The following is a 20,062-nucleotide window of genomic DNA, read 5'->3' on the forward strand; positions in this document are numbered from 1 at the left end:
ACAAGCTTCGGGTCGCGCAGGGAGCATCGCCGCTTCGCTACAGACGAGGAGAAAAAATCATGCTTCAGTTCCTGAAAGCGCTTCAGGCTTCCGTGCTCGCCAAGGTGGCCGGCCTCATCTTCCTGATGCTGCTGCTTTGCATTCCGCTTGCGGAGATCGACTCGATCAACAACGCACGCGGCGAGAGCCAGCGCGAGGCGGCCCAGGAGCTCGCCGCCACCTATGCCAGCCGCCAGACGATGGTCGGTCCGCTGTTGCTGGTTCCGTATGTCGAGCGCTGGATGGAGCCGTTGCGCGATGCGCAAGGCAAGGTGATCGGCCAGGAGCAGCGCAGCAAGGAAATGGCGCACGTGGTGTTTCCCGACAAGCTGAACATCGACGGCTCGATGACGCCGCAGGAACGTTATCGCGGCATCTTCAAGATTCCGTTCTACACGCTCAACGCCACGTTGAAAGGTGACTTCGCGGCCTTCGATCCCAAGGTCCTGCCGCACAGCGAAACCGATTCGAAGATCGAGTTCAAGGCGCCCTTCATCGCCTTCAACGTGAGCGACCTGCGCGGCCTCGACGGTTCGCCCGCGCTGGTCATGAACGGCGAGGCACTGCGCTTCAAGCAGCGCGTGCCGGGCATTGCCGACAACGCCTGGTTCGCCGATGGCATCCATGCGCCGGTCACCGGCACCGCGCTCACGGCATGGCAGGCCAACACGCCGCTGACCTTCGAGATGAAGCTGGGCCTCGTCGGCCAGGACACCCTGGCGATCGCGCCCATCGCCGAGGAAACCACCGCGCACCTCACCTCGCCCTGGGCGCACCCGAGCTTCGGTGGCCGCTTTCTCGCAGCACAACGCAGCGTGACGCCGCAGGGCTTCGATGCGCAGTGGCGCATCTCGTCGCTCGTGACCTCGGCGCGCGAACAGGTGCGTGCCGGGCTCTCCGGCCGCATCGATGCCGGCGACGCGAACGTCGCGGCCGCAAGCGGCGCCCACCCGCAACGCAACCTCGGTCCGCTGCAGACCTTCGACGTATCGCTCGCTCAGCCGATCAACGTCTATTCGATGAGCACGCGCGCAGGCAAGTACGGCATGCTCTTCATCGGCCTGGTGCTCATGGCGGCCTTCATGTTCGAGCTCTTTCGCAAGCTACGGCTGCACCCGATTCAGTATGGGCTGGTCGGCCTTTCGATCGCGCTGTTTTTCCTGCTGCTGCTCGCGCTGTCGGAGAAATTCGCGTTCTGGATCGCCTATGCGAGCGCGGCCGGTGCAAGCGTTGCACTGCTCTCCGTGTATTTCAGCGCTGTACTCGGTAGCTGGCGACGCGGCCTGTCCTTCGGTGCCTTCATCGCGCTGTTGTACGGCGCGCTCTACGGGCTGCTCGCTTCCGAAAGCAATGCGCTGCTGCTCGGCGCACTGCTGATCTTCGGCATGCTGGCCACGCTGATGCTGGTAACGCGCAAGGTCGACTGGTATGCGCTGTCGCGGCGCGTCGAGCCCACTGTGCCCGCTGCACAAGGCGCATGAAACTCCTGCGGTTTGCGCTCGGCGGCTTGGGCTGGCTGGTCCTGGCAGCGCTGTGGTTCTGGGCCTGGCACCTGAAGGACCCGCATCTGCGCTTCATGCGTGCATGGGAGCTGCCGATGTTGCTGGGCGCGCTGGGCGTCGCCGCGATGACCACGTGGCGCTTCGGGCGGCGCTCGCTGCGGCCCTTGTCGCTCGGCCTGGTGTTTGCGGCACTGCTCACCGCCCTCGGCAACGAAGCGTCGAGCCTGCGGCATCGCACCGAGGTGACGGCCTCATCCGGCGCCATGTCGCAGATGCTCGGCGCGCACTTCATGGTCGGCTACGACGATGCGAAGGACCTGCACGAACTCGCGCGCAAGGGCTTGATCGGCGGCGTGTTCATCACGGGCCGCAACGTGAGGGGACGCACGGCCATCGAACTGCGCAAGGAGATCGATGAATTGCAGGCACTGCGCCGCGAAGCCGGCCTGCCTCCTCTGATCGTCGCGACAGACCAGGAAGGCGGCGCCGTGTCCCGTCTCTCGCCCTTGATCGAACGCCAGCCTAGCCTCTCCACGCTCGTCGACGCCGACGTACCCGAAGCCGAACTCGCGCAACGTGCCCATGCCTACGGCGCGCAACAAGGCCGTTCGCTCGCTGCGCTCGGCATCACGCTCAACTTCAGCCCCGTGGTCGATCTGCGCACCGGCCGCGCACCGGGCCGATGGGACCTTCACACCCGCATCGACGAACGCGCCATCTCGGCCGACCCCGCACTCACTGCGCAGGTGGCGCTCGCTTACGAGCAAGGCCTCGAATCGGCTGGCGTGCGCGGCACCCTCAAGCACTTTCCCGGACTCGCTGGCGTGACCGAGGACACGCACCACTTCGCCGCGACCCTTCGCACGCCCGTCGCCCGACTTGCAACACATGATTGGAAGCCGTTTCAAGACGTGTCGAAAAACTCGCGCGCCGCGATCATGCTCGGTCATGTGGTCGTTCCGGAACTCGACGCCGTCTATCCAGCCTCTTTCTCGCGCAAAATCGTGCAGCAGCTGATTCGCGGCGAGTGGGACTTTCAGGGCCTGCTCGTCACCGACGATCTGACGATGGGCGCGGCCTACAACCGCGGGCTGTGCGACACCACGGTCCGCGCCCTCGATGCCGGTGTGGACCTGTTGTTGATCGCCTTCGACCACGACAAGTATTTCGACGCCATGCATTGCGCGCAGCAGGCCGCGCAGCGCGGCGCACTCGACCTGCCGATGCTGGAACGCAGCGGCGTCCGCCGGCTCCAACCCCTTCGCTAGCCACTTTCTCTATGTTCAAACGTTCAAGCCCCTCCCGACCCGACGACGGCGCCACGCCGGACGAACGCAACGCCCGCTGGAAACTCATCGGCAAATGGAGCGCCATCGTGGCGGGCTCCGGCGCACTGGTGGTGCTGGTTGCATCCATCGTCACAGTGGTCGCCATCTATCCAAAGCTGCCCGATATTTCCGAGCTCGCCGACTACCGGCCCAAGCTGCCGCTGCGGGTGTACTCCACCGAAGGCACGCTGATCGGCGAGTTCGGCGAAGAGCGCCGCAACCTCACGCCCTTCGCGAGCATTCCCAAGATCATGAAAGACGCCGTGCTCGCCGTGGAAGACGCGCGCTTCTACGACCATGGCGGCGTCGACTACAAAGGCTTCATGCGCGCTGCGGTGGCCAGCCTGAAGGGCGGTCGCAAGCAGGGCGCCTCGACCATCACGATGCAGGTGGCGCGCAACGTCTACCTGAGCTCGGAGCGCACGCTGAGCCGCAAGACCTACGAGATCATGCTGGCCTTCCGGCTCGAGCAGCAGCTCACGAAGGACCAGATCCTCGAGATCTACCTGAACCAGATCTACCTCGGTAACCGGGCCTACGGTTTCGCCGCCGCATCCGAGACGTATTTCGGCAAGCCCCTACAGAACGTGACCATCGCCGAAGCCGCGATGCTCGCTGGTTTGCCGAAGGCCCCGGGTGCGAACAACCCGGTGGCCAACCCGCGCCGTGCGCGCGCACGCCAGCTCTACGTGATCGACCGCATGCAGGAGACCGGCTTCATCACCGCCGAGCAGGCGGCCGAAGCGAAGAAGGAAGAACTGCACCTGCGCGATGCGGCCGACCCGAATCGCCTGCACGCCGAATACGTGGCCGAAACCGTGCGCCAGATGATGTATGCGCAGTACGGCGACAGCATCTACACGAGCGGCATGAAGGTCTACACCTCGCTGGTCGCGGCCGACCAGGCGGCGGCGTACAAGTCGCTGCGCAAGGGCATCATGGATTACGAGCGGCGCCAGGTCTACCGCGGCCCCGAGAAGTTCGTCGACCTGCCGACCGAGCAGAAGGAAGTCGACGAGGCCGTGGACGATGCGCTTGCTGAACATCCGGACAACGGCGACGTGATAGCCGCCGTCGTGCTCGATGCCAACGCGAAAGAAATCGACGCGGTGCGCGCCAACGGCGAAGCGATCCAGATCACCGGTGAAGGCCTCAAGCCCGCGCAGTCGGGCCTCGCTGCCAAGGCACCGCCCAACATCAAGATCCGCCGCGGCGCGGTGATCCGCGTGGCGAAGACGCCCAAGGGCACCTGGGAGATCACGCAGCTGCCCGAAGTGGAAGGCGCCTTCATCGCGATGGACCCGCGCAGCGGTGCCATCAAGGCACTGGTCGGCGGTTTCGATTTCGGCAAGAACAAGTTCAACCACGTGACACAGGCCTGGCGCCAACCGGGTTCGAGCTTCAAGCCGTTCATCTATTCGGCCGCGCTCGAGAAGGGCTTCACCCCCGCCACCGTGGTGAACGATGCGCCGCTGTATTTCGACGCCAGCGCCAACGGCGGCCAGCCGTGGGAGCCGAAGAATTTCGAAGGCACGTATGAAGGCCCGATGCCGCTGCGCACCGCGTTGATGAAATCCAAGAACCTGGTGACGCTGCGCGTGCTGCAGTCGATCGGCGCACCCTATGCACAGGACTGGGTCACGAAGTTCGGCTTCGACAAGGACAAGCAACCCGCCAACCTGCCAATGGGCCTGGGTGCCGGCTCGGTCACGCCGATGCAGATGGCCGTGGGCTACTCGGTGTTCGCCAACGGCGGCTACCGCGTCAATCCGTACCTCGTCACCCGCGTCACCGACATGAAGGACAAGGTCATCATGGAAACCGAGCCGCCGGTGCTCGACGAAGCGCGGCGCGCCATTCCCCAGCGCAATGCCTTCATCATGGATTCGCTGCTGCAAAGCGTGGTGAAGGGCGGCACCGCGTTCAAGGCGCACCAGGCCCTCAAGCGCGACGACCTCTACGGCAAGACCGGCACCACCAACGATTCCTTCGACACCTGGTTCGCGGGCTTCCAGCCCACCCGCGTGGGCATCGCATGGATCGGCTACGACACGCCGCGCCAGCTCGGCGTGCGCGGCGAAACCGGCGGCAGCCTGAGCCTGCCGATCTGGATCGGCTACATGCAGTCGGCGCTGCAGGGCGTGCCGGTGACGCAGCCGGCAGAGCCGCCGGGTGTGGTGAGCATCGACGGCGAGTGGTACTTCGACGATTTCACGCCGGGACACAACGTGGCGAGCCTGGGCCTGGAGAATGCCGAGCAGGCGCCACCGCCGGTGGAAGAACTCACCGGCGCGCCGATCGGCGCACCGCCGCCGCCTGAAGAGCGCAACCGCATCCTCGATTTCTTCAGGTAAACGCCGCCAGAAGGGGACGGCACCGGGTCTCTACACTCGGTGCCGTCCCCTTTTTTCTTTGGCCGAACGCATTCATGGAAATCCTTACGCTGGTGGCGCTGCTCCTTGTCGGCGCCTACATCCTCAAGTCCAGAGACCAGCGCCAGCGCATTGCGCTGCTGGGAAGCCATCTTGGCCAGTACCAGATCGAGAAGCTGATGGAAAGCCTGACCCAGGGCTACCTGCGATGCCTCGGCGAGGACGACCCCGAGCGTCGCCAACAGATCTGGAGCCTGCTCGATACCACCGAGGAAAAGCTCTCGTCGCAGTTCGACAGCTTCGCCGCCGGGTTCGCGCGCCTTCCCGAAGCGGACACGCGCGTGAGCAAGCTGCCCATCGCGATTCCGTATGCGTACAAGCTGTTCCCGTCCGCGACCTTCGATCTGCGCGAAGCACTGAACATCCACGCACGCGGCATTGCGGGTGTGATGAAGAACGCATCGAACCGTCCGGCCAAGTCCAAGGCCTTCACCATGTCGGCCGAGCTTTTCCTGATGCAGCACACCTGCCACTGGTTCTGCAAGTCGAAGACGGTGGCATCGGCGCGCATGCTGGCGCGGCACCAGACCTCGTACGAGCAACTGCTCGATGCGGTGAGCCCCGAGACGCGCCGCGCCTACGGCACCCTGACAGGTCAGAAGGTGTGAATGAATTCGGCGTGCCCGAGCAGCCCGCCCAGGCGTGCCCAATCAAGGCGCAAAGCACAGCCATAGCTCGGGCTATGGCGAGCATTTGCAACGCCGAGTGGGTGCGCCTGGGTGGGATGAGGGGGCATGGCGGATTCGTTCACACCTTCTCAGCGATATGACAACAGCGGCAGCGTGAGCGTCGCCACAGCGCCGCCGCGCGTTGCATTGCCAAGCTCGATGCGCCCGCGGTGCAGCGCGGCGATTTCCTTGACGAACGCCAGCCCCAGCCCCGTGCTCTTCTTCTGGTTGTGCGGCCGCGCGAGCGAATAGAACTTCTGGAAGACCTTCTCCTGCGCGTAGACCGGAATGCCGGGTCCGTGGTCGCGCACGCTCACCCGCGCGAGCTTCGCGGTGGTTTCCAGCGTCAGCAGCACTTCGCTGTCGGGCGGTGAAAAATCGATCGCGTTGTCCAGCAAGTTGCTGATCGCGCGGCGCAACAGGAACGGATCGCCCTCGGTGCTGGCTTCGGTGCGGATATTCACCAGCAAGCGAATGTTCCGCTTGGCCGCCGCGGGCTGGGCGCTGATGGCGATGTCGTCGATCAGCGAAGCCAGTGGCACAGGCTCCGTGCGCTCCAGCGCGCGCCGCGTTTCGAGCGCGGTGAGCTCCATCATGCGATCGACGATTTCCTGGATGCGCTGCGTCTCGCGCTCGATGTTCTTGAGGAAACGCTCGCGCTCCGCATGCGGCATCGACGGCTCCTGCAGCAGTTCGGCCGCGCCGCGGATCGCCGAGAGCGGGCTCTTCACCTCATGGGTGAAGGTCTGCACGTAGTCGGCGACGTAATTGCGGCCCGTCAATGCATCGCGCATTTCGCTGAAGCTGGTGCGCACCGCATCGACCGCGCGTCGCGCCATGCGCGAGAAGCTCAAGGTGCGTTGCGCGCGCACCCAGGTCCAGTAGTCCGAGATCAGCCCGAAAGGCCGCACCAGCCAGATCGAGACGATCACCGCCAGCAGCAACAGCGCCAGGCCCGAGCCCACGCCGACCCACAGCGTGCGGGCACGCGCGTCTTCCACGAACTGGCCGAAGCTCTGCACCGGCTTGCCGACGCTGACCATCCCGACGATCTCGTTGTTCCAGCGGATCGGTGCGCCCACGTACATGACCGAAGTGCGCGGATCGCCGTCGACATCGCGCGAGGTGCGTGCGCCGTACAGACCCGCGAGCGTGCGGCTCACGTCGCTCCACTGCGAATAGTCGGCGCCCAGGTGCCTGCCGAGCGAATCGAACATCACGCGGCCGCTACGGTCGGTCACGTAGACGCGCAGCTCCACCTGGCTCTTGTGCAGGTTGTAGATCTGCGCCGAGAACTCGCGCGCGTAGACCGTGCGGAACAGCGGCTCCAGCCGGGCGGTATTGATGGCGCCCGCGATCACGTCCTGCTCGACCAGGCTGGCCATGAGTTGCGAGGTCTCGACCAGCGACTCCTCGGCCGATTCGCGGTAGCGCGGATCGATGTCCGACACCACGCGGTAGAGCAGGAAGGCGATGCCCGCCGTGTAGATCAGCAGGATGCCGATGAAGATCCGCGTGCGCCGGGTCAAAGCTTGGCTCTCCCCCAGGCTTGCCCACTTCGTGTGGCCTCCAACCCCCTCGCCGGGGGCAATACCTGCGGCCCGGCAAAGCCGGTTCCGCGGTATTCCGCGAAAAGGCAGACCAAGACCGATGTCATGCCTTCGATGGAAGTTCTTCGTTCAAGGCGTAGCCAGTGCCGCGCAGCGTGCGGATCGGCTCCACGTCGGGCGCCACCGCCTTGAGCTTGGCGCGCAGCGTCTTGATGTGCGCGTCGACCGTGCGGTCGAAGCTGTCGCTCGAATCGTCCCAGACGTGTTCCAGCAATTCGTCGCGGGTGAAGACACGGCCCGGCCGCTGCACGAGCAGCCGGAGGAGGCCGTATTCGTAGCGCGAGAGCTCCAGGAGCCGGCCGTAGTACCGGATCTGCATGCGCTCGTTGTCGACCGCAAAGGGCATTGGCGGGGTCTGTGGCGCCGCTGGAGGCGCTGCGGACGAATTTTGAGGGGGTACCCCGTTTCCGGGCGCTGCGGCCGTTCCGGGGCCTCCAGGGCTGTTGCGCGTGCTGCGCCGCAGGATCGTGCGGACCCGGGCGACCAGTTCGCGCGGCGAGAACGGCTTGGCGATGTAGTCGTCGGCGCCCAGTTCCAGGCCCACGACGCGGTCGATTTCGTCGCTGCGTGCCGTGAGAAACAGCATCGGTACCTCCGGGCCACCCTGTGACTGGTTCAGCGCCCTCAGGCGCTTGAAGAGCTCGAAGCCGTTGAGATCGGGCAGGCCGATGTCCAGGATGGCCAGCGCGGGTGGCTCCTGCGCGAACTGCGCGATCGCTTCTTCGGCGGTGGCGCACCAGACCGGCGTGAAGCCGTCGCTCTTGAGGACGTATTGCAGCGTGTCGGCGATGCCCGATTCGTCTTCGGCGATCAGGATCCGGGGTTTGAAGCTCATCCGCGAATGTTAGCGAGGGGAAGGAAGGACGGCGGTGCCGGTTTTCCGTCCGAGGCGCGGGGGACCGGCGCGGCCTTTCGCGGATTTTTTTTGGCGCGGCGCTCTTTCTGTCTTCTATTTCTTATTCTTCTTATTCAAATTAGTAGTAGTAGATAAGGGAAGCCCTCTTCTGTGGACAGGCCCCTTTTTTCGTTATGTGACAAGGACTTGTCACAGCTCTGTCACTGTGCGCAGCTGCGCTTCCGGGATGTACCCGCAAAAGGGACAACATTGGGTAACCCGTCCGCCCTGTGGATAACCCATGGCTTGTGCCAGAACTCTCCCCAGAGTTGTCCTTTGACAGTCCCCGGAAAATCTGCGAAAGGCGATTTTGGGTGCAAGAAATTCATTGCCTCTTATTTGGGCAATATGTAGATTTCCCTTTCAAATCAACCACTTGCCACGCCCCTACACAGAAGCACCGACGTTATCCACAGAGTTGCCCAAGTTTTGCGGGGACAACGCGCAGAGGAACCTTCGAGCCCCTCGGCAACCCAACGCCGTCCTTCACATTGCAAAAAATTCGAACATGACACCCTCAGAAACCAAGGCCATCGTGACCCTGAGCCTGCTGGCTGCCTTTGTCGACGGCGAGAAACACGAGCGCGAACGCGCCGAGATCAAGCGCATTGCGGAGGGCCTGTCGCAAGCCGACGGGTTGAACCTGCCGACGCTCTACCAGGACGTGCTGATGAAGCGCGTTTCTCTCGCTTCAGTGGCTGGCGAGCTGACCAGCAACGAATCGAAGCAGCTCGCCTACGAGATGGCGGTGTGCGTGTGCGATGCCGACGGCGCGCAATCGGAAGCGGAGCGCATGTTCCTGATGGACGTGCGCACCTCGCTCGGTCTCGATGCTTCGGCGGCGAGGTTTTCGGAGCAGGCCGAGGAAATTGCCGCGGTGCCCGTGGCCGCAGCAGCAGGAACCGCCGTGACCGCGGTTGCCGCCCCCAGCTCGCCGGACAGCGCCGAGCTCGACAAGTCGATCCTCAATGCCGCCATCCTCAACGGCGCGCTCGAGTTGCTGCCCGAGACGCTCTCGACCATGGCGATCATTCCGCTGCAGATGAAGCTGGTCTATCGCATCGGCCAGGCGCACGGCTACCAGCTCGATAGCGGCCACATCAAGGATTTCCTGGCCACGGTCGGCGTGGGCCTGACGTCGCAGTACCTGGAGCAGGCCGGGCGCAAGCTGCTCGGGGGCTTGCTGGGCAAGGTGGGTGGTGGCTTGCTGCGCGGCCTTGGCAACCAGGCGGTGAGCTCGGGCATGAGCTTCGCCTCGACCTACGCCCTCGGCCATGTGGCCAAGCGCTACTACGCGGGCGGCCGCACGCTCTCGACGCAGATGCTCAAGGATGCGTTCTCGGGCGTGGTGAAGGAAGGGCAGAGCCTGCAGACGCAATACCTGCCGGCTATTCAAGAGAAGGCCCGCACGCTGGATGCGGGCAAAGTGCTCTCGCTGGTGCGAGGGGCCTGATCTAGGCCTTGCTTAGATCGTCCAGGATCGGGCAGTCGGGGCGCGCATCGCCATGACAGCAATGCACGAGGTGCGCGAGCGTGTTGCGCATCGACTGCATGTCCGCGATGCGCTGCTCCAGTTCGCCCAGATGCTTCTGTGCAATCCGCTTGACGCTCGAACTCGCGCGCCGGCGGTTGTGCCAGAGACCCACCAGCTCGGCGATTTCCTCCATCGAGAAACCCAGGTCGCGTGAACGCTTGATGAAGCGCAGCGTGTGCACGTCGGCCTCGCCGTACTGCCGGTAGCCGCTGTCGGTGCGCGCCACCGCCGGCAGGAGGCCCAGCCCCTCGTAGTGCCGGACCATGCGCGCCGACACGCCCGAGAGGCGCGCGGCTTCGCCGATGGCGACCTGGTTCGTCATTGAACGCCGTAGCCCGCGTTCTCGATCGCGGCCACGATGTCCTTGCGCGGCTGCTCGCTCAGCACGTCGACATGGCCCGTCTCGAGGTCGACCGTGACCTGTGCTTCGGGATCGACCGTCTGCACCGCGTTCTGCACCGCGTTCACGCAGTGGCCGCAGCTCATGCCCGAGACCTGGAATTTCTGGCTCATTGTTCTGGCTCCTTCTTTGGTGGATGAATGAATAAAGTGAGCCGCCAGTTTGAACCCTCTCACGATGTCAATGTCCAGCGAAGGGGCACTTTCAATTCATCCTTGACCTTGCCATGGTGTGAGGCTTTAGTCTTCGGCACATGGAAACCTCGCAGCAACTCCCTTCGGCCGCCACTGCCACGTTGGACCTTTCGGTCGGCGGCATGACCTGCGCTTCTTGCGTGATGCGCGTGGAGCGCGCCTTGAAGAACGTGCCCGGCGTGCAGGACGTCAGCGTGAATCTCGCGACCGAATCGGCCCGCGTGGTGACCACCGATGCCGAAGACATGGACGCGCGCCTGCGCCGTGCCGTGCGCGCCGCCGGCTACGAGCCGCGCGCGGCAAGCAGTGCGGCTGACGAAGCGGCGGCCTTGTCGCCGTGGCACGGCTTCGGCCCGGTGGCCATCGGCCTCGCGCTGTCGATTCCGCTGTTGGCGCCGATGCTCGGTAGCCCGTTCGGGCAAGACTGGATGCTGCCGCCCTGGCTGCAGTTGTTGCTCGCCGCTCCGGTCCAGTTCTGGCTGGGCGCGCGTTTCTACCGCGCGGGCTGGCATGCGGCCAAGGCCCGCACCGGCAACATGGATCTGCTGGTGGCGCTCGGCACCAGTGCGGCCTTCGGTTTGTCGCTGTGGCTGTGGTGGCGCGCTGCGAATGGCGAGCATGCGGGCCACGGCGAGATGCCGCATCTGTACTTCGAAGCTGCTGCCGTGGTGATCACGCTGGTGCTGCTCGGCAAGTGGCTGGAGGCCCGTGCGAAGCGCCAGGCGACCTCCGCGATCCGCGCGCTGCAACAGCTGCGACCCGAAGTGGCGCACCTGGTCGGCGCACGCGGCGAGAGCGATGTGCCGCTCGCCGAGGTGATGGTGGGCGACCGCCTTGCCGTGCGACCCGGCGAGCGCGTGCCGGCCGATGCGCGCGTGATCGAAGGCCAGTCCGAAGTCGATGAATCGATGCTCACCGGCGAACCCCTGCCGGTGGCCAAGGGACCCGGCGATGCGCTCACAGGCGGCGCGGTCAACGGCGATGGCCGGATGGTGATCGAGGTGCGCGCGATCGGCGCCGAGAGCGTGCTGGCACGCATCATCCGACTGGTCGAGGACGCACAGGCCGCCAAGGCACCGATCCAGCGGGTGGTGGACAAGGTCGCGGCCGTCTTCGTGCCCGTGGTGCTGGTGATTGCGCTGGTCACGCTGGCGGGATGGCTGATTGCGGGCGCCGGCATCGAAACCGCGTTGATCTACGCCGTCGCGGTGTTGGTGATTGCCTGTCCCTGTGCGCTGGGATTGGCAACGCCGGTGGCGGTGATGGCGGGCACCGGCGTGGCGGCGCGGCACGGCATCCTGATCAAGGACGCTCGCTCGCTGGAGATCGCTCACCGCGTCGATACAGTGGCCTTCGACAAGACCGGCACGCTGACATCGGGCCGGCCCGTGCTCACTGCATTGCTGGCGGTTTCAGGCATCGAGGCCACGGAAGATCAACTTCTGGCCACCGCCGCCAGCCTGCAAAGCGGCAGCGAACATCCACTCGCACGCGCGGTGCTCGCCGCCGCTGCGCAACGCGGCGTGCAGGCGCCGCCCCTGGGTGCGATGCAGGCCATGCCGGGTCGCGGCGTTCGCGGCGAAGTGAATGGCGCGACCTGGGCCATCGCGAGCCTGCGCTGGTGCAGGGAGCTCGATGCTATGCCCGCGGAAGCCGAGATCGAAAGCCTGCAGGCGCAGGGCGCCACGGTCTCCGCGTTGCTGCGCTTCGACGAAGCTGGCGCTGCGCATGTGCAAGCCCTGTTGGCGTTTGCAGACGAACCCAAGCCGCAGGCCGCGGAGGCTATTCGCACGCTGCGTGCGAAAGGCCTGCGCGTGGTGATGATCTCGGGCGACAACCTGCGCGCGGCGCAGGCCATGGCGGCGCGCCTCGGTATCGCGATCGAGGACGTGCGCGCTGACGTGCTGCCCGCCGACAAGGCGGCACAGGTCAGTGCTTTGCGGCGCGACGGCCATATGGTGGCGATGGTCGGCGATGGCGCCAACGACGCACCCGCGCTCGCTGCGGCCGACGTGGGCATCGCGATGGCGCCTTCGGGTGGCGGCACCGACGTGGCGATGGAAGCGGCCGGCATCACGCTGATGCGCGGCGATCTCGCACTGGTGGCGCAAGCGTTCGAGCTCTCGGCCCGCACGGTGGCGAAGATCCGGCAGAACCTGTTCTGGGCCTTCGCCTACAACGTGGCCGGCATCCCGCTCGCCGCCTTCGGGCTGCTGAGCCCGGTGGTGGCCGGCGCGGCGATGGCGCTGTCCAGCGTGAGCGTGATGGCGAACGCGCTGCTGCTGCGCCGCTGGAAGCCCTGAGAAGCTTTTTTTTCAGTCGAACAACAGCGCCATCATGTGATCGTCGATGGGCGCCGCTGCGCCGGCCCGTTGGTAGAACTTGCGCAGCGTGCCTTCGCGCACGAAGCCCAGCTTCTCGTAGAAGCGCAGGCCCGGCGCGTTGTCGCTTTCGACGCAGAGCTCGATGCGCTTGACGCCGGCGGCCCTCAGTTCGTCGATCGCCTGGCTCACCATCGCCAGCGCTACGCCTTGGCCGTGCAGCGCCGGGTCGACGGCGAGCGTGCCGAGGCTGGCCACGTGCTGCACCCGGCCCGGATAGCGCGTGGCGCGGTAGAAACCTGCGACCCGACCGTCCAGTTCATAGACGAAGAAGCGTCCGCTCCCGACCATCTCTTGGTAGATAGGCCGAAAGTCTTCGAGCGGCATCGGGTCGTAGCCAAGATAGGGCACGACCTTCTCGTGCATGTAGAGCGTGAAGACGGCGTGGAGGTCTTCGGGCGTGGCGAGCCTGCGCATGGGTGTAAGTCTCGAAACGATGGAAGCGCCGAGCTTACATACGGCGCTTCCGCTTCAAGCCAGGAGCGCCACCGAGAACGCCAGCAGTGCGCATTGCACACACCAGGCCCATCGCAGGCGGATGCGTGAATCGAGCACCGCGCCGATGGCCCAGAAGCCCGCGACGGCCAGCGCGAGGAGTTCGAAGCCGGTGCGGAATGCGAGGTCGTCGGCGACCCACAGAAAGGCAAGCGTCACGCCGATCCATCCGATGAAGTGAACCGATGCCGAGACGACCTGCGCACGGGTCAGCGCCGGATCGTGGATGTGCATCGCCTCGTCGAGCGAGAACGGCGCTTCCGGAAAGCGCGCCGCCACATCGGCCGGCCGCCAGCCCGGTGGCTTGAACCACACCGCGAGCTTGTCACGCCATTTGCGCGTGTGCCAGCTGTCGCGCACGAGCGGCGCATACGGCCCGAGGATGGCCCGCAGCGGATCGAAACTCGCGAGCGCCTTGCGCGTGCCGTAGACCGCGCGTTCGTTTTCTTCGGCGAAGGTGCCGAACATCCGGTCCCACACCACGAGCATGCCGCCGTAGTTGCGGTCCACATACCCATCGTTCACCGCGTGATGCACGCGATGGTTCGAGGGCGAGGAGAACACGCGGTCGAACCAGCCGAGCTTGCCGATGTGCTCGGTGTGGATCCAGAACTGGTAGACCAGCACGATGAGCCCTGCGATGCCGAATTGCTCGGGCGGCACGCCGACCACCGCCATCGGCAGGTAGAAGGCCCAGCCCAGGAAGGCGACCATGCTCTCCTGCCGCAGTGCGGTCGAGAAGTTGAACTGCTGGCTCTGGTGATGCACCGAGTGCGCAGCCCAGAACACCGCCGACTCGTGCCCCGCGCGGTGCAGCCAGTAGTCGCAGAAGTCGAACAGCAGCACCGCGACGATCCAGCCGATGGCGCCGTCCCAGAAGGTGGGCCGCGTCCAGATCGCGAAGACTGGATAGACCATCGCGTAGAGGCCGATCTGGAAGAGCTGCGTGCACACCGCGAGCACCTGGCTCAGCAGGCCCTGGCTCAGGCTGCCGAGCGTGTCGCTGAAGCGGTAGGTGTTGCGGCGCTTGAGCCAACCCCACGCAAATTCGCACGCCATGAGCAGCGCGAACACGGGCACGACGAGAACGACCAGCCGATGCACCGCGTTTTGTTTTTCAGCAAGCCTTCAGCGAATCTTCAGCGATCCGGCGCATCCGATGCATCCGACGAGAGGCCGGCCACGATCACCGCGTTGGTGCCGCCGAAAGCGAAGGAGTTGGAGAGTGCATAGCGGATGCCCTTGGCTTCGCGCGCTTCGCCGCGAACGAAGTCGAGATCGAAGGCAGCATCGGGTGTCTGCAGGTTCGCGATGGGCGGCAGGGCTTCGCGCGCCAGCGCACGCAGCGCCGCAATGAGCTCGATGGCGCCGCCGCCGCCGAGCACATGGCCATGGATCGCCTTGGTCGCGCTCACGGGCGTGGCATTGCCGAACACCTCGCGGATCGACGCAGCTTCGGCCGCATCGCCGGCCGACGTAGCTGTGCCGTGCGCGTTGATGTGGCCGATGTCCGAGGCCTCGATGCCGGCATCGCGCAAGGCGGCCCGCATGGCACGCACCTGGCCGGCGCTGTCGGGGTTCGTGATGTGCGTGCCATCGCAATTGGTGGCGTAGCCCGCGAGCACGAAGGATGCGGCGTTCGCGCCGCGCGCTTGTGCATGCGCTTCGGACTCGATCACCAGCGCCGCGGCGCCTTCGCCGATGGCAAAGCCCGCGCGGTCGCCGGAGAAGGGCCGGCATGCGGACGACGGCGCATCGGCCGGTGGCGGTGCCATCACGCGCATCGCGTGCCAGCTGGCCATCACGCCGGGCGTGAGCATCGCGTCATGGCCGCCGACGATGGCGACGTCGATCCAGCCACCGCGAATCGCACGCATCGCCTCGCCGATCGCCACGGCCGAGGAGGCGCAGGCGCATGCATAGGCAATGGCCGAGCCGCGTGCGCCGAAGTGCAGCGCGAGCTCCGCGACCGCTGCGTTCGGCATCACGGTGAGCACGGTCGTCGGGCGCATGCGCTTCTGTTCGCCGTAGAGCGCGCTGGTCGTGGTGTCGAACGTGCCCGCGCCGGCGAGGCCGCTGCCCCAGAAGATGCCCAGGCGCTCGGGGTCGACGCTGTCGGGGCCGAGGCCCGCCTGCGCGGCCGCATCCTGCGCGGCGGCCAGTGCCATGGCCGTGCCGCGGTCCAGCGGCAGGCGCGAGGTGCTGCGCACGCCGTTCGAATCGAAATCGCAGGCGGCCACGGCGAGCGACATCGGGTCCATGCCCTTGATCTCGAGCGTCTGCGCGCGCACTGCAGAGCGGCCGTTGAACAGCGAATCGTCGAAGGCCTCGACGGTGCGGCCGATGGGCGTGACGAAGCCCATGCCGCTCACGCGCACGGGCGCCGATGCGGCACGCGCCGCGGAGGCGGCGAGCACGGCGTGGGCGGCACCGCTGCTCATGCGTGGGCCGCTTCGCCGGCTGGTGCAACCGCGCCGCTGCTTTCGGTGTCGATCACCTCGCACAGGCGCTGCAGCGTGATGCCGGCTTCGCGCGGATCGAGGCGATCTTCCGGAATGCGCAGATGGAAGGCGTCTTCCACCGCGAAGACGAACTCCATCAGCGCGAGCGAGTCGAGGCCGAGGTCGGTGAGCACGGTGGCGGGCGAGATGGCGCTGCGATCGACCTTGAAGTCGGTCTCCAGGATCGTCGCGATGCTGTTGAAGGTGGGCGAGGACATGGGCTGTGTTCCTTTCAGGTGCGTTCGTTCGGGCGAACTCATGCGTACAGGGGATGCTCGGGCATCGTGCCATGCGCTACCGCATCGGCGAATGACACTGTTTCGCGCACAACCTGTTGACGGTCGTTGTCTATCGTGATCATGTGGTAGCTGTTGGCCACGACCACGGTGCGGAACGCGCGGCAGCGCAGGCCCCGCGCCAGGATGTCGAGATTGGCCACGCTGGCCACCTCGTCCTGCTGGGCATGCAGCGCGAGCACGTTGTCGCACTGCACGGCGTTCAGGTTGCGCCGCACGTGGCGGATCAGCCGGTCGTGTTCGCGCAGATGGCCCACGCCGATCACCGAGCTGCCGGCGCGCGAGATCTTGCGGTGGCGCAGCTCGCGCTCGATCCATGCGCGCACGCGTTCGTTCTTCACGCCGTAGGGCGGGCGTTCGCGGTATTGCCAGAGGCGCCCGAGCGGCGTGTAGAAGGCCAGCGGCAAAAGGAACTGCGTGCGCGGAATCGCCCAGCCGTCGAAGCGCAGCGTGGTCGACATGAGCACCAGCGCATCCACGTCGCGGCCGCAGCGGATGGCCGCGCCCAGCGCGAGCGAGGAGCCGGCGGAGATGCCGATCAGCATCACGCGGTCGTGCTTGAGACGCAGCGCCTTGACCTGCGTCTGGATGGCGTCGAGCCAGCGTTCGTAAGGTGCGGCGTGTTGCAGCGGTGCACTGGCATCGAATGAGTAGCCGTCGATCGACAGCGGATGTGCCGCATACCCCCGGGCGCGCAATGCGGATTGCACGGTCAGCAACTCGTCAGGCGTGCTGCATAAACCATGCAGCAGGACCACCGCGGTGCGTTGCACCTCGGAGGGAACCAGGCTCAGTTGATCGGAGGCGTCGCGTGCGCTCATCGTGTGGCGCCGGCCATGAAAATGACCCGTGTTTCATGCTGCTGTCGTATGCTCATGCAACGACTATCGTGTGGAGCTACTGACCGGCCCCTGACCCATTCCTTCAGCAACTCTTCACACTTCCACCACCCCACCACCATGCGAATCCTGCTTGTCGAAGATGACGCCGTACTGCGCGATGTGATGCTGCGCAGCCTGGCGGACGCGGGCCACCGGGTCGACGTGTCGACCAACGTCGAAGACGCCGACCACCTCTGGCGCGTGCAACCCTTCGACGCGGTGCTGCTTGACCTCAACCTGCCGGCCACCGCGAGCCCCACGAGCGGCCTCGCGAGCGGCCTCACCGCACTGCGACAGGCACGCGCACGCGGCGACCGCACGCCGGTGCTCGTGCTCACCGCGCGCGGCCGCACCGAAGAGCGCATCGCAGGCCTCGATGCGGGTGCCGACGACTACCTGGGCAAGCCCTTCGATCTCGCCGAAGTCGAGGCGCGCCTGCGCGCATTGGTGCGCCGCGCAAAGGGCACCGAAGACATCGTGCTGCTCGGCCAGTTGAAGCTCGACCGCAAGGCGCGTCGCTTCTCCACCGCCGGTGGCCCGCTCGACCTGCCCGCGCGCGAGTTCGAGGTGCTGTGGGAACTGATGAGCCCGCCGGGCCGCACGGTCAGCAAGCGGGCGCTGTCCGACAAGCTCTCGAGCTTCGATGAATCGCTCGGCGACAACGCGCTCGAGGCCTTCATCTCGCGGCTGCGCAAGAAGCTGCTGGGCACCGGCGCGAGCATCCGCACGCTGCGCGGCATCGGCTACCTGCTCGAAGCCGAGGTGTGACGGGCGACGCCGCCACCCGCATCGCACCGTCGCTCACGCGGCGGGTCCTGCGCAATGTGCTGGTGCCGCTGGCACTCACATGGATGCTCGGCGCGGTGATCGCGCTGGTCATCGCCAACTACTTTTCCGAACAGGCCTTCGACCGCGGCATGCTCGACGATGCCTATGCGTTGTCGGCCAACGTGCAGGCGGGCGAGCGCGGCATCGAGTTGCTGCTCACGCCGCGCGAAGTGGCCACGGTGCTCTTCGACCAGATCGACAAGGTCTACTTCTCGGTGCAGCGGCTCGACGGTTCGCTGATCTCGGGCGAATCGGACCTGCAGGCGCCGCTGCCCGCGAGCGGCGCGCGCTACCGTTTCTCCGACGTGACCTACCAGGGCAAGCCCATGCGCGCGGTGACGCTCGAGCACGATGCGGAGCCCGGCATCGCCATGCCCTACCGCGTGGTGATTGCACAGACCACGCTGAGCCGCACGGCGCTCGTGCGGCAACTGCTCGGCTTTGCGCTGGCACCGCAGATCCTGCTGTTGGTGCTGCTCGCCGTGTGGCTCTGGTACGGCATCCGCAGCGACCTGCGGCCGCTCGGCGACCTGCAGCGCGCGCTCGACCGGCGCGACGTGCGCGACCTGTCGCCAGTGGCGGTGGCGCAGACCTCGCGCGAGCTGCAGCGCCTGGGCAATGCGGTCAATTCGTTGTTCGAACGGCTGGGCCACAGCGTGCAGGCGCAGCGCGAGTTCGTGGGCAACGTGGCGCACGAGCTGCGCACGCCGCTGGCGGGCATTCGCGCGCTGGCCGAGTACGGCCTTGCGCAGCACGACACGGCGGTCTGGCGCGAGCAGCTCGAGCGGGTGTCGGAGCGCCAGGCCCGCGCGAGCCACCTGATCGACCAGCTGCTCGCGCTCGCCCTGGCCGAGGAGGCGCGCACGAGCCTGGCCCGCGAGCCGGTGCGCCTCGACGCACTGGCCGAGCAGACGGTGCTGCGCCACCTGGCGCGCGCGGATGCGCGGGGCGTGGACCTCGGTGCGCGCGGCCTCGATGACGGCGTGGTCGTGATGGCCAATGAAGCACTGGTCGAAGGCATTCTCGACAACCTCATCGACAACGCGCTGCGCTATGGCGGCCGCACGATCACCGTCGAGCTTGCAGGGCGCACGCTGAGCGTGATCGACGACGGGCCCGGCATTCCGCTCGAGGCGCAGCGCGACCTGATGCAACGGTGGGCGCAGGGCCCTGCCGGGCAGAAGCTGGGGCAGGGCTCGGGGCTGGGGCTGTCGATCGTGTCGCGCTATGCCGAGCTGCTGGGGGCGGAGTTGCGACTCGAAGCGGCCGAGCCCGCGGGCTTGCGCGTGAGCGTGGCGTTCGGAGAGGTCGCCTAGGTCTGCGTCGGCAGCGGCGTGCCCTGGTGGAACGCCATGCGCCATCTGCCGCGCCGCAGTCGCCACAACGAGCTGCGAAGCGAATCGGCCGAGGGCCGCTGCGGTATCGCGGCACGGTGCGCGCGGTAGGTGACCAGCGCGATGTCGGGCGCCATGCGTTGCACGCGGAAGTCCGAGATCGTTCGCTCCGAGAAGGCTTCGTCGCGCAATGCCTCGATGATCGCGGGCCGTGTCCATTCGACGCCTGAAACGCCGAGTTCGCGAAAGTCGTCGTCGAGCAATTCCTCGAGCTGCGCGGCACTGCTTCGCACTTCGCGAAGATGCAAGGCGCCTTCGAGTTTCAACAGCAGCGCATCGAGGTCTTCCGCCGGCTCGGCTTCGTAGAGTTCGAGCGGAAGCCCATCGGGATCGGCGAAGAAGGTGAAGCGCCGGCCCGTGTATTCGTCGATGCGCAACGGCTCGACCGCGATGCCTTGCGCCGCGAGTTCATCGGCCGCGGCCTGCACGTCGTGCACTTCGAAGGACAGGTGCCGCAGCCCCTGCGCCTCGGGCCGGGTGGGACGCGCAGGTGCTTCGGGAAACGAGAACAGCTCGATCTGCGTACCGTCAGGCAGCGCGAGATCGAGCTTGTACGAAGCGCGTGCGGCACGGTAGTTCTCGGCGACCACGCGCAGCCCGAGCACCTCGGTGTAGAAGCGCTTCGAGCGTGCGTAGTCGGCGCAGATGATGGCGACGTGGTGAATGCGGGCGAGCTGCATCATG

The 20,062-nt window shown here is 66.3% G+C and carries 18 protein-coding genes; 8 read left to right on the forward strand and 10 right to left on the reverse strand.

Annotation, left to right across the window (positions count from 1 at the left end):
• Positions 1-59: 59 nt before the first annotated feature.
• The 4 genes from creD to GNX71_RS00145 all read left to right on the forward strand — a co-directional run bounded on the left by creD (position 60) and on the right by GNX71_RS00145 (position 5,909).
• Positions 60-1,520, forward strand: coding sequence for a cell envelope integrity protein CreD (creD, locus tag GNX71_RS00130; RefSeq protein ID WP_206176395.1), 1,461 nt, complete (start codon positions 60-62; stop codon positions 1,518-1,520).
• The gene (locus GNX71_RS00135) at positions 1,517-2,809 is read left to right on the forward strand and encodes a glycoside hydrolase family 3 protein (RefSeq protein WP_206176396.1); all 1,293 of its coding nucleotides are present in this window, start codon (positions 1,517-1,519) and stop codon (positions 2,807-2,809) included. The genes creD and GNX71_RS00135 overlap by 4 nt, the downstream gene beginning before the upstream one ends.
• Before the next feature lie 11 nt (positions 2,810-2,820).
• On the forward strand, positions 2,821-5,223 hold the full coding sequence (locus tag GNX71_RS00140; RefSeq protein ID WP_206176398.1) for a penicillin-binding protein 1A: 2,403 nt from the start codon (positions 2,821-2,823) through the stop codon (positions 5,221-5,223).
• Positions 5,224-5,297: 74 nt separating this feature from the next.
• Entirely contained in the window at positions 5,298-5,909 is a 612-nt protein-coding gene (locus GNX71_RS00145) for a hypothetical protein (protein WP_206176400.1), read from the forward strand.
• Positions 5,910-6,058: 149 nt separating this feature from the next.
• Here the strand turns inward: GNX71_RS00145 and creC are convergent, their stop codons facing one another.
• Together creC and creB are read right to left on the reverse strand one after the other, a co-directional pair.
• The gene (gene creC / locus GNX71_RS00150; protein WP_206176401.1) at positions 6,059-7,498 is read right to left on the reverse strand and encodes a two-component system sensor histidine kinase CreC; all 1,440 of its coding nucleotides are present in this window, start codon (positions 7,496-7,498) and stop codon (positions 6,059-6,061) included.
• Between the two features lie 124 nt (positions 7,499-7,622).
• Entirely contained in the window at positions 7,623-8,414 is a 792-nt protein-coding gene (gene creB / locus GNX71_RS00155) for a two-component system response regulator CreB (RefSeq protein WP_206176403.1), read from the reverse strand.
• 568 nt (positions 8,415-8,982) lie between these two features.
• On the opposite strand from creB, the gene GNX71_RS00160 reads away from it, so the two are divergent.
• A complete protein-coding gene (locus GNX71_RS00160; RefSeq protein WP_206176405.1) occupies positions 8,983-9,927 on the forward strand; it encodes a TerB family tellurite resistance protein in 945 nt (314 codons plus the stop codon).
• A gap of 1 nt (position 9,928) precedes the next feature.
• Here GNX71_RS00160 and cueR read toward each other — a convergent pair whose 3' ends face one another.
• Positions 9,929-10,330, reverse strand: coding sequence for a Cu(I)-responsive transcriptional regulator (gene cueR, locus GNX71_RS00165; RefSeq protein ID WP_206176406.1), 402 nt, complete (start codon positions 10,328-10,330; stop codon positions 9,929-9,931).
• Positions 10,327-10,521 (reverse strand): cation transporter, encoded by a 195-nt coding sequence (locus tag GNX71_RS00170; RefSeq protein WP_206176408.1) that lies wholly within the window; start codon positions 10,519-10,521, stop codon positions 10,327-10,329. Before GNX71_RS00170 ends, cueR begins: the two co-directional genes overlap by 4 nt.
• Positions 10,522-10,661: 140 nt before the next feature.
• On the opposite strand from GNX71_RS00170, the gene GNX71_RS00175 reads away from it, so the two are divergent.
• Entirely contained in the window at positions 10,662-12,905 is a 2,244-nt protein-coding gene (locus GNX71_RS00175; RefSeq protein WP_206176410.1) for a heavy metal translocating P-type ATPase, read from the forward strand.
• Positions 12,906-12,917: 12 nt separating this feature from the next.
• Here the strand turns inward: GNX71_RS00175 and GNX71_RS00180 are convergent, their stop codons facing one another.
• Genes GNX71_RS00180 through GNX71_RS00200 form a run of 5 tightly spaced genes read right to left on the reverse strand, consistent with a single transcriptional unit; the run spans position 12,918 to position 17,096 of the window.
• On the reverse strand, positions 12,918-13,400 hold the full coding sequence (locus tag GNX71_RS00180) for a GNAT family N-acetyltransferase (protein WP_206176412.1): 483 nt from the start codon (positions 13,398-13,400) through the stop codon (positions 12,918-12,920).
• Between the two features lie 54 nt (positions 13,401-13,454).
• On the reverse strand, positions 13,455-14,582 hold the full coding sequence (locus GNX71_RS00185) for a sterol desaturase family protein (protein ID WP_206176414.1): 1,128 nt from the start codon (positions 14,580-14,582) through the stop codon (positions 13,455-13,457).
• Between the two features lie 35 nt (positions 14,583-14,617).
• On the reverse strand, positions 14,618-15,919 hold the full coding sequence (locus tag GNX71_RS00190) for a beta-ketoacyl-[acyl-carrier-protein] synthase family protein (protein WP_206176416.1): 1,302 nt from the start codon (positions 15,917-15,919) through the stop codon (positions 14,618-14,620).
• Positions 15,916-16,197, reverse strand: a complete 282-nt coding sequence (locus GNX71_RS00195) for an acyl carrier protein (RefSeq protein WP_206176418.1) — start codon at positions 16,195-16,197, stop codon at positions 15,916-15,918. The genes GNX71_RS00190 and GNX71_RS00195 overlap by 4 nt, the downstream gene beginning before the upstream one ends.
• A gap of 38 nt (positions 16,198-16,235) precedes the next feature.
• Entirely contained in the window at positions 16,236-17,096 is an 861-nt protein-coding gene (locus tag GNX71_RS00200; protein ID WP_206176419.1) for an alpha/beta fold hydrolase, read from the reverse strand.
• A 138-nt stretch (positions 17,097-17,234) separates the two neighbouring features.
• Here GNX71_RS00200 and GNX71_RS00205 point away from each other — a divergent pair, with 138 nt between their 5' ends.
• Entirely contained in the window at positions 17,235-17,924 is a 690-nt protein-coding gene (locus tag GNX71_RS00205; RefSeq protein WP_013538509.1) for a response regulator transcription factor, read from the forward strand.
• Positions 17,921-19,300, forward strand: coding sequence for a sensor histidine kinase (locus tag GNX71_RS00210; RefSeq protein WP_206176421.1), 1,380 nt, complete (start codon positions 17,921-17,923; stop codon positions 19,298-19,300). The genes GNX71_RS00205 and GNX71_RS00210 overlap by 4 nt, the downstream gene beginning before the upstream one ends.
• Here the strand turns inward: GNX71_RS00210 and GNX71_RS00215 are convergent.
• Complete coding sequence (locus GNX71_RS00215) at positions 19,297-20,061, reverse strand: VOC family protein (protein ID WP_241027120.1); 765 nt, start codon at positions 20,059-20,061, stop codon at positions 19,297-19,299. The genes GNX71_RS00210 and GNX71_RS00215 overlap by 4 nt on opposite strands.
• Position 20,062: the final 1 nt, after the last annotated feature.

Source organism: Variovorax sp. RKNM96 (assembly GCF_017161115.1).
Lineage (GTDB): Bacteria > Pseudomonadota > Gammaproteobacteria > Burkholderiales > Burkholderiaceae_C > Variovorax.

Bases quoted from the DNA above. Each gene is read 5' to 3' on its own strand.
- creD (WP_206176395.1), top strand. From the start codon at position 60: ATGCTTCAGTTCCTGAAAGCGCTTCAGGCTTCCGTGCTCGCCAAGGTG.
- GNX71_RS00135 (WP_206176396.1), top strand. From the start codon at position 1,517: ATGAAACTCCTGCGGTTTGCGCTCGGCGGCTTGGGCTGGCTGGTCCTG.
- GNX71_RS00140 (WP_206176398.1), top strand. From the start codon at position 2,821: ATGTTCAAACGTTCAAGCCCCTCCCGACCCGACGACGGCGCCACGCCG.
- GNX71_RS00145 (WP_206176400.1), top strand. From the start codon at position 5,298: ATGGAAATCCTTACGCTGGTGGCGCTGCTCCTTGTCGGCGCCTACATC.
- creB (WP_206176403.1), bottom strand. From the start codon at position 8,414: ATGAGCTTCAAACCCCGGATCCTGATCGCCGAAGACGAATCGGGCATC.
- GNX71_RS00160 (WP_206176405.1), top strand. From the start codon at position 8,983: ATGACACCCTCAGAAACCAAGGCCATCGTGACCCTGAGCCTGCTGGCT.
- cueR (WP_206176406.1), bottom strand. From the start codon at position 10,330: ATGACGAACCAGGTCGCCATCGGCGAAGCCGCGCGCCTCTCGGGCGTG.
- GNX71_RS00170 (WP_206176408.1), bottom strand. From the start codon at position 10,521: ATGAGCCAGAAATTCCAGGTCTCGGGCATGAGCTGCGGCCACTGCGTG.
- GNX71_RS00175 (WP_206176410.1), top strand. From the start codon at position 10,662: ATGGAAACCTCGCAGCAACTCCCTTCGGCCGCCACTGCCACGTTGGAC.
- GNX71_RS00180 (WP_206176412.1), bottom strand. From the start codon at position 13,400: ATGCGCAGGCTCGCCACGCCCGAAGACCTCCACGCCGTCTTCACGCTC.
- GNX71_RS00190 (WP_206176416.1), bottom strand. From the start codon at position 15,919: ATGAGCAGCGGTGCCGCCCACGCCGTGCTCGCCGCCTCCGCGGCGCGT.
- GNX71_RS00195 (WP_206176418.1), bottom strand. From the start codon at position 16,197: ATGTCCTCGCCCACCTTCAACAGCATCGCGACGATCCTGGAGACCGAC.
- GNX71_RS00200 (WP_206176419.1), bottom strand. From the start codon at position 17,096: ATGAGCGCACGCGACGCCTCCGATCAACTGAGCCTGGTTCCCTCCGAG.
- GNX71_RS00205 (WP_013538509.1), top strand. From the start codon at position 17,235: ATGCGAATCCTGCTTGTCGAAGATGACGCCGTACTGCGCGATGTGATG.
- GNX71_RS00215 (WP_241027120.1), bottom strand. From the start codon at position 20,061: ATGATGCAGCTCGCCCGCATTCACCACGTCGCCATCATCTGCGCCGAC.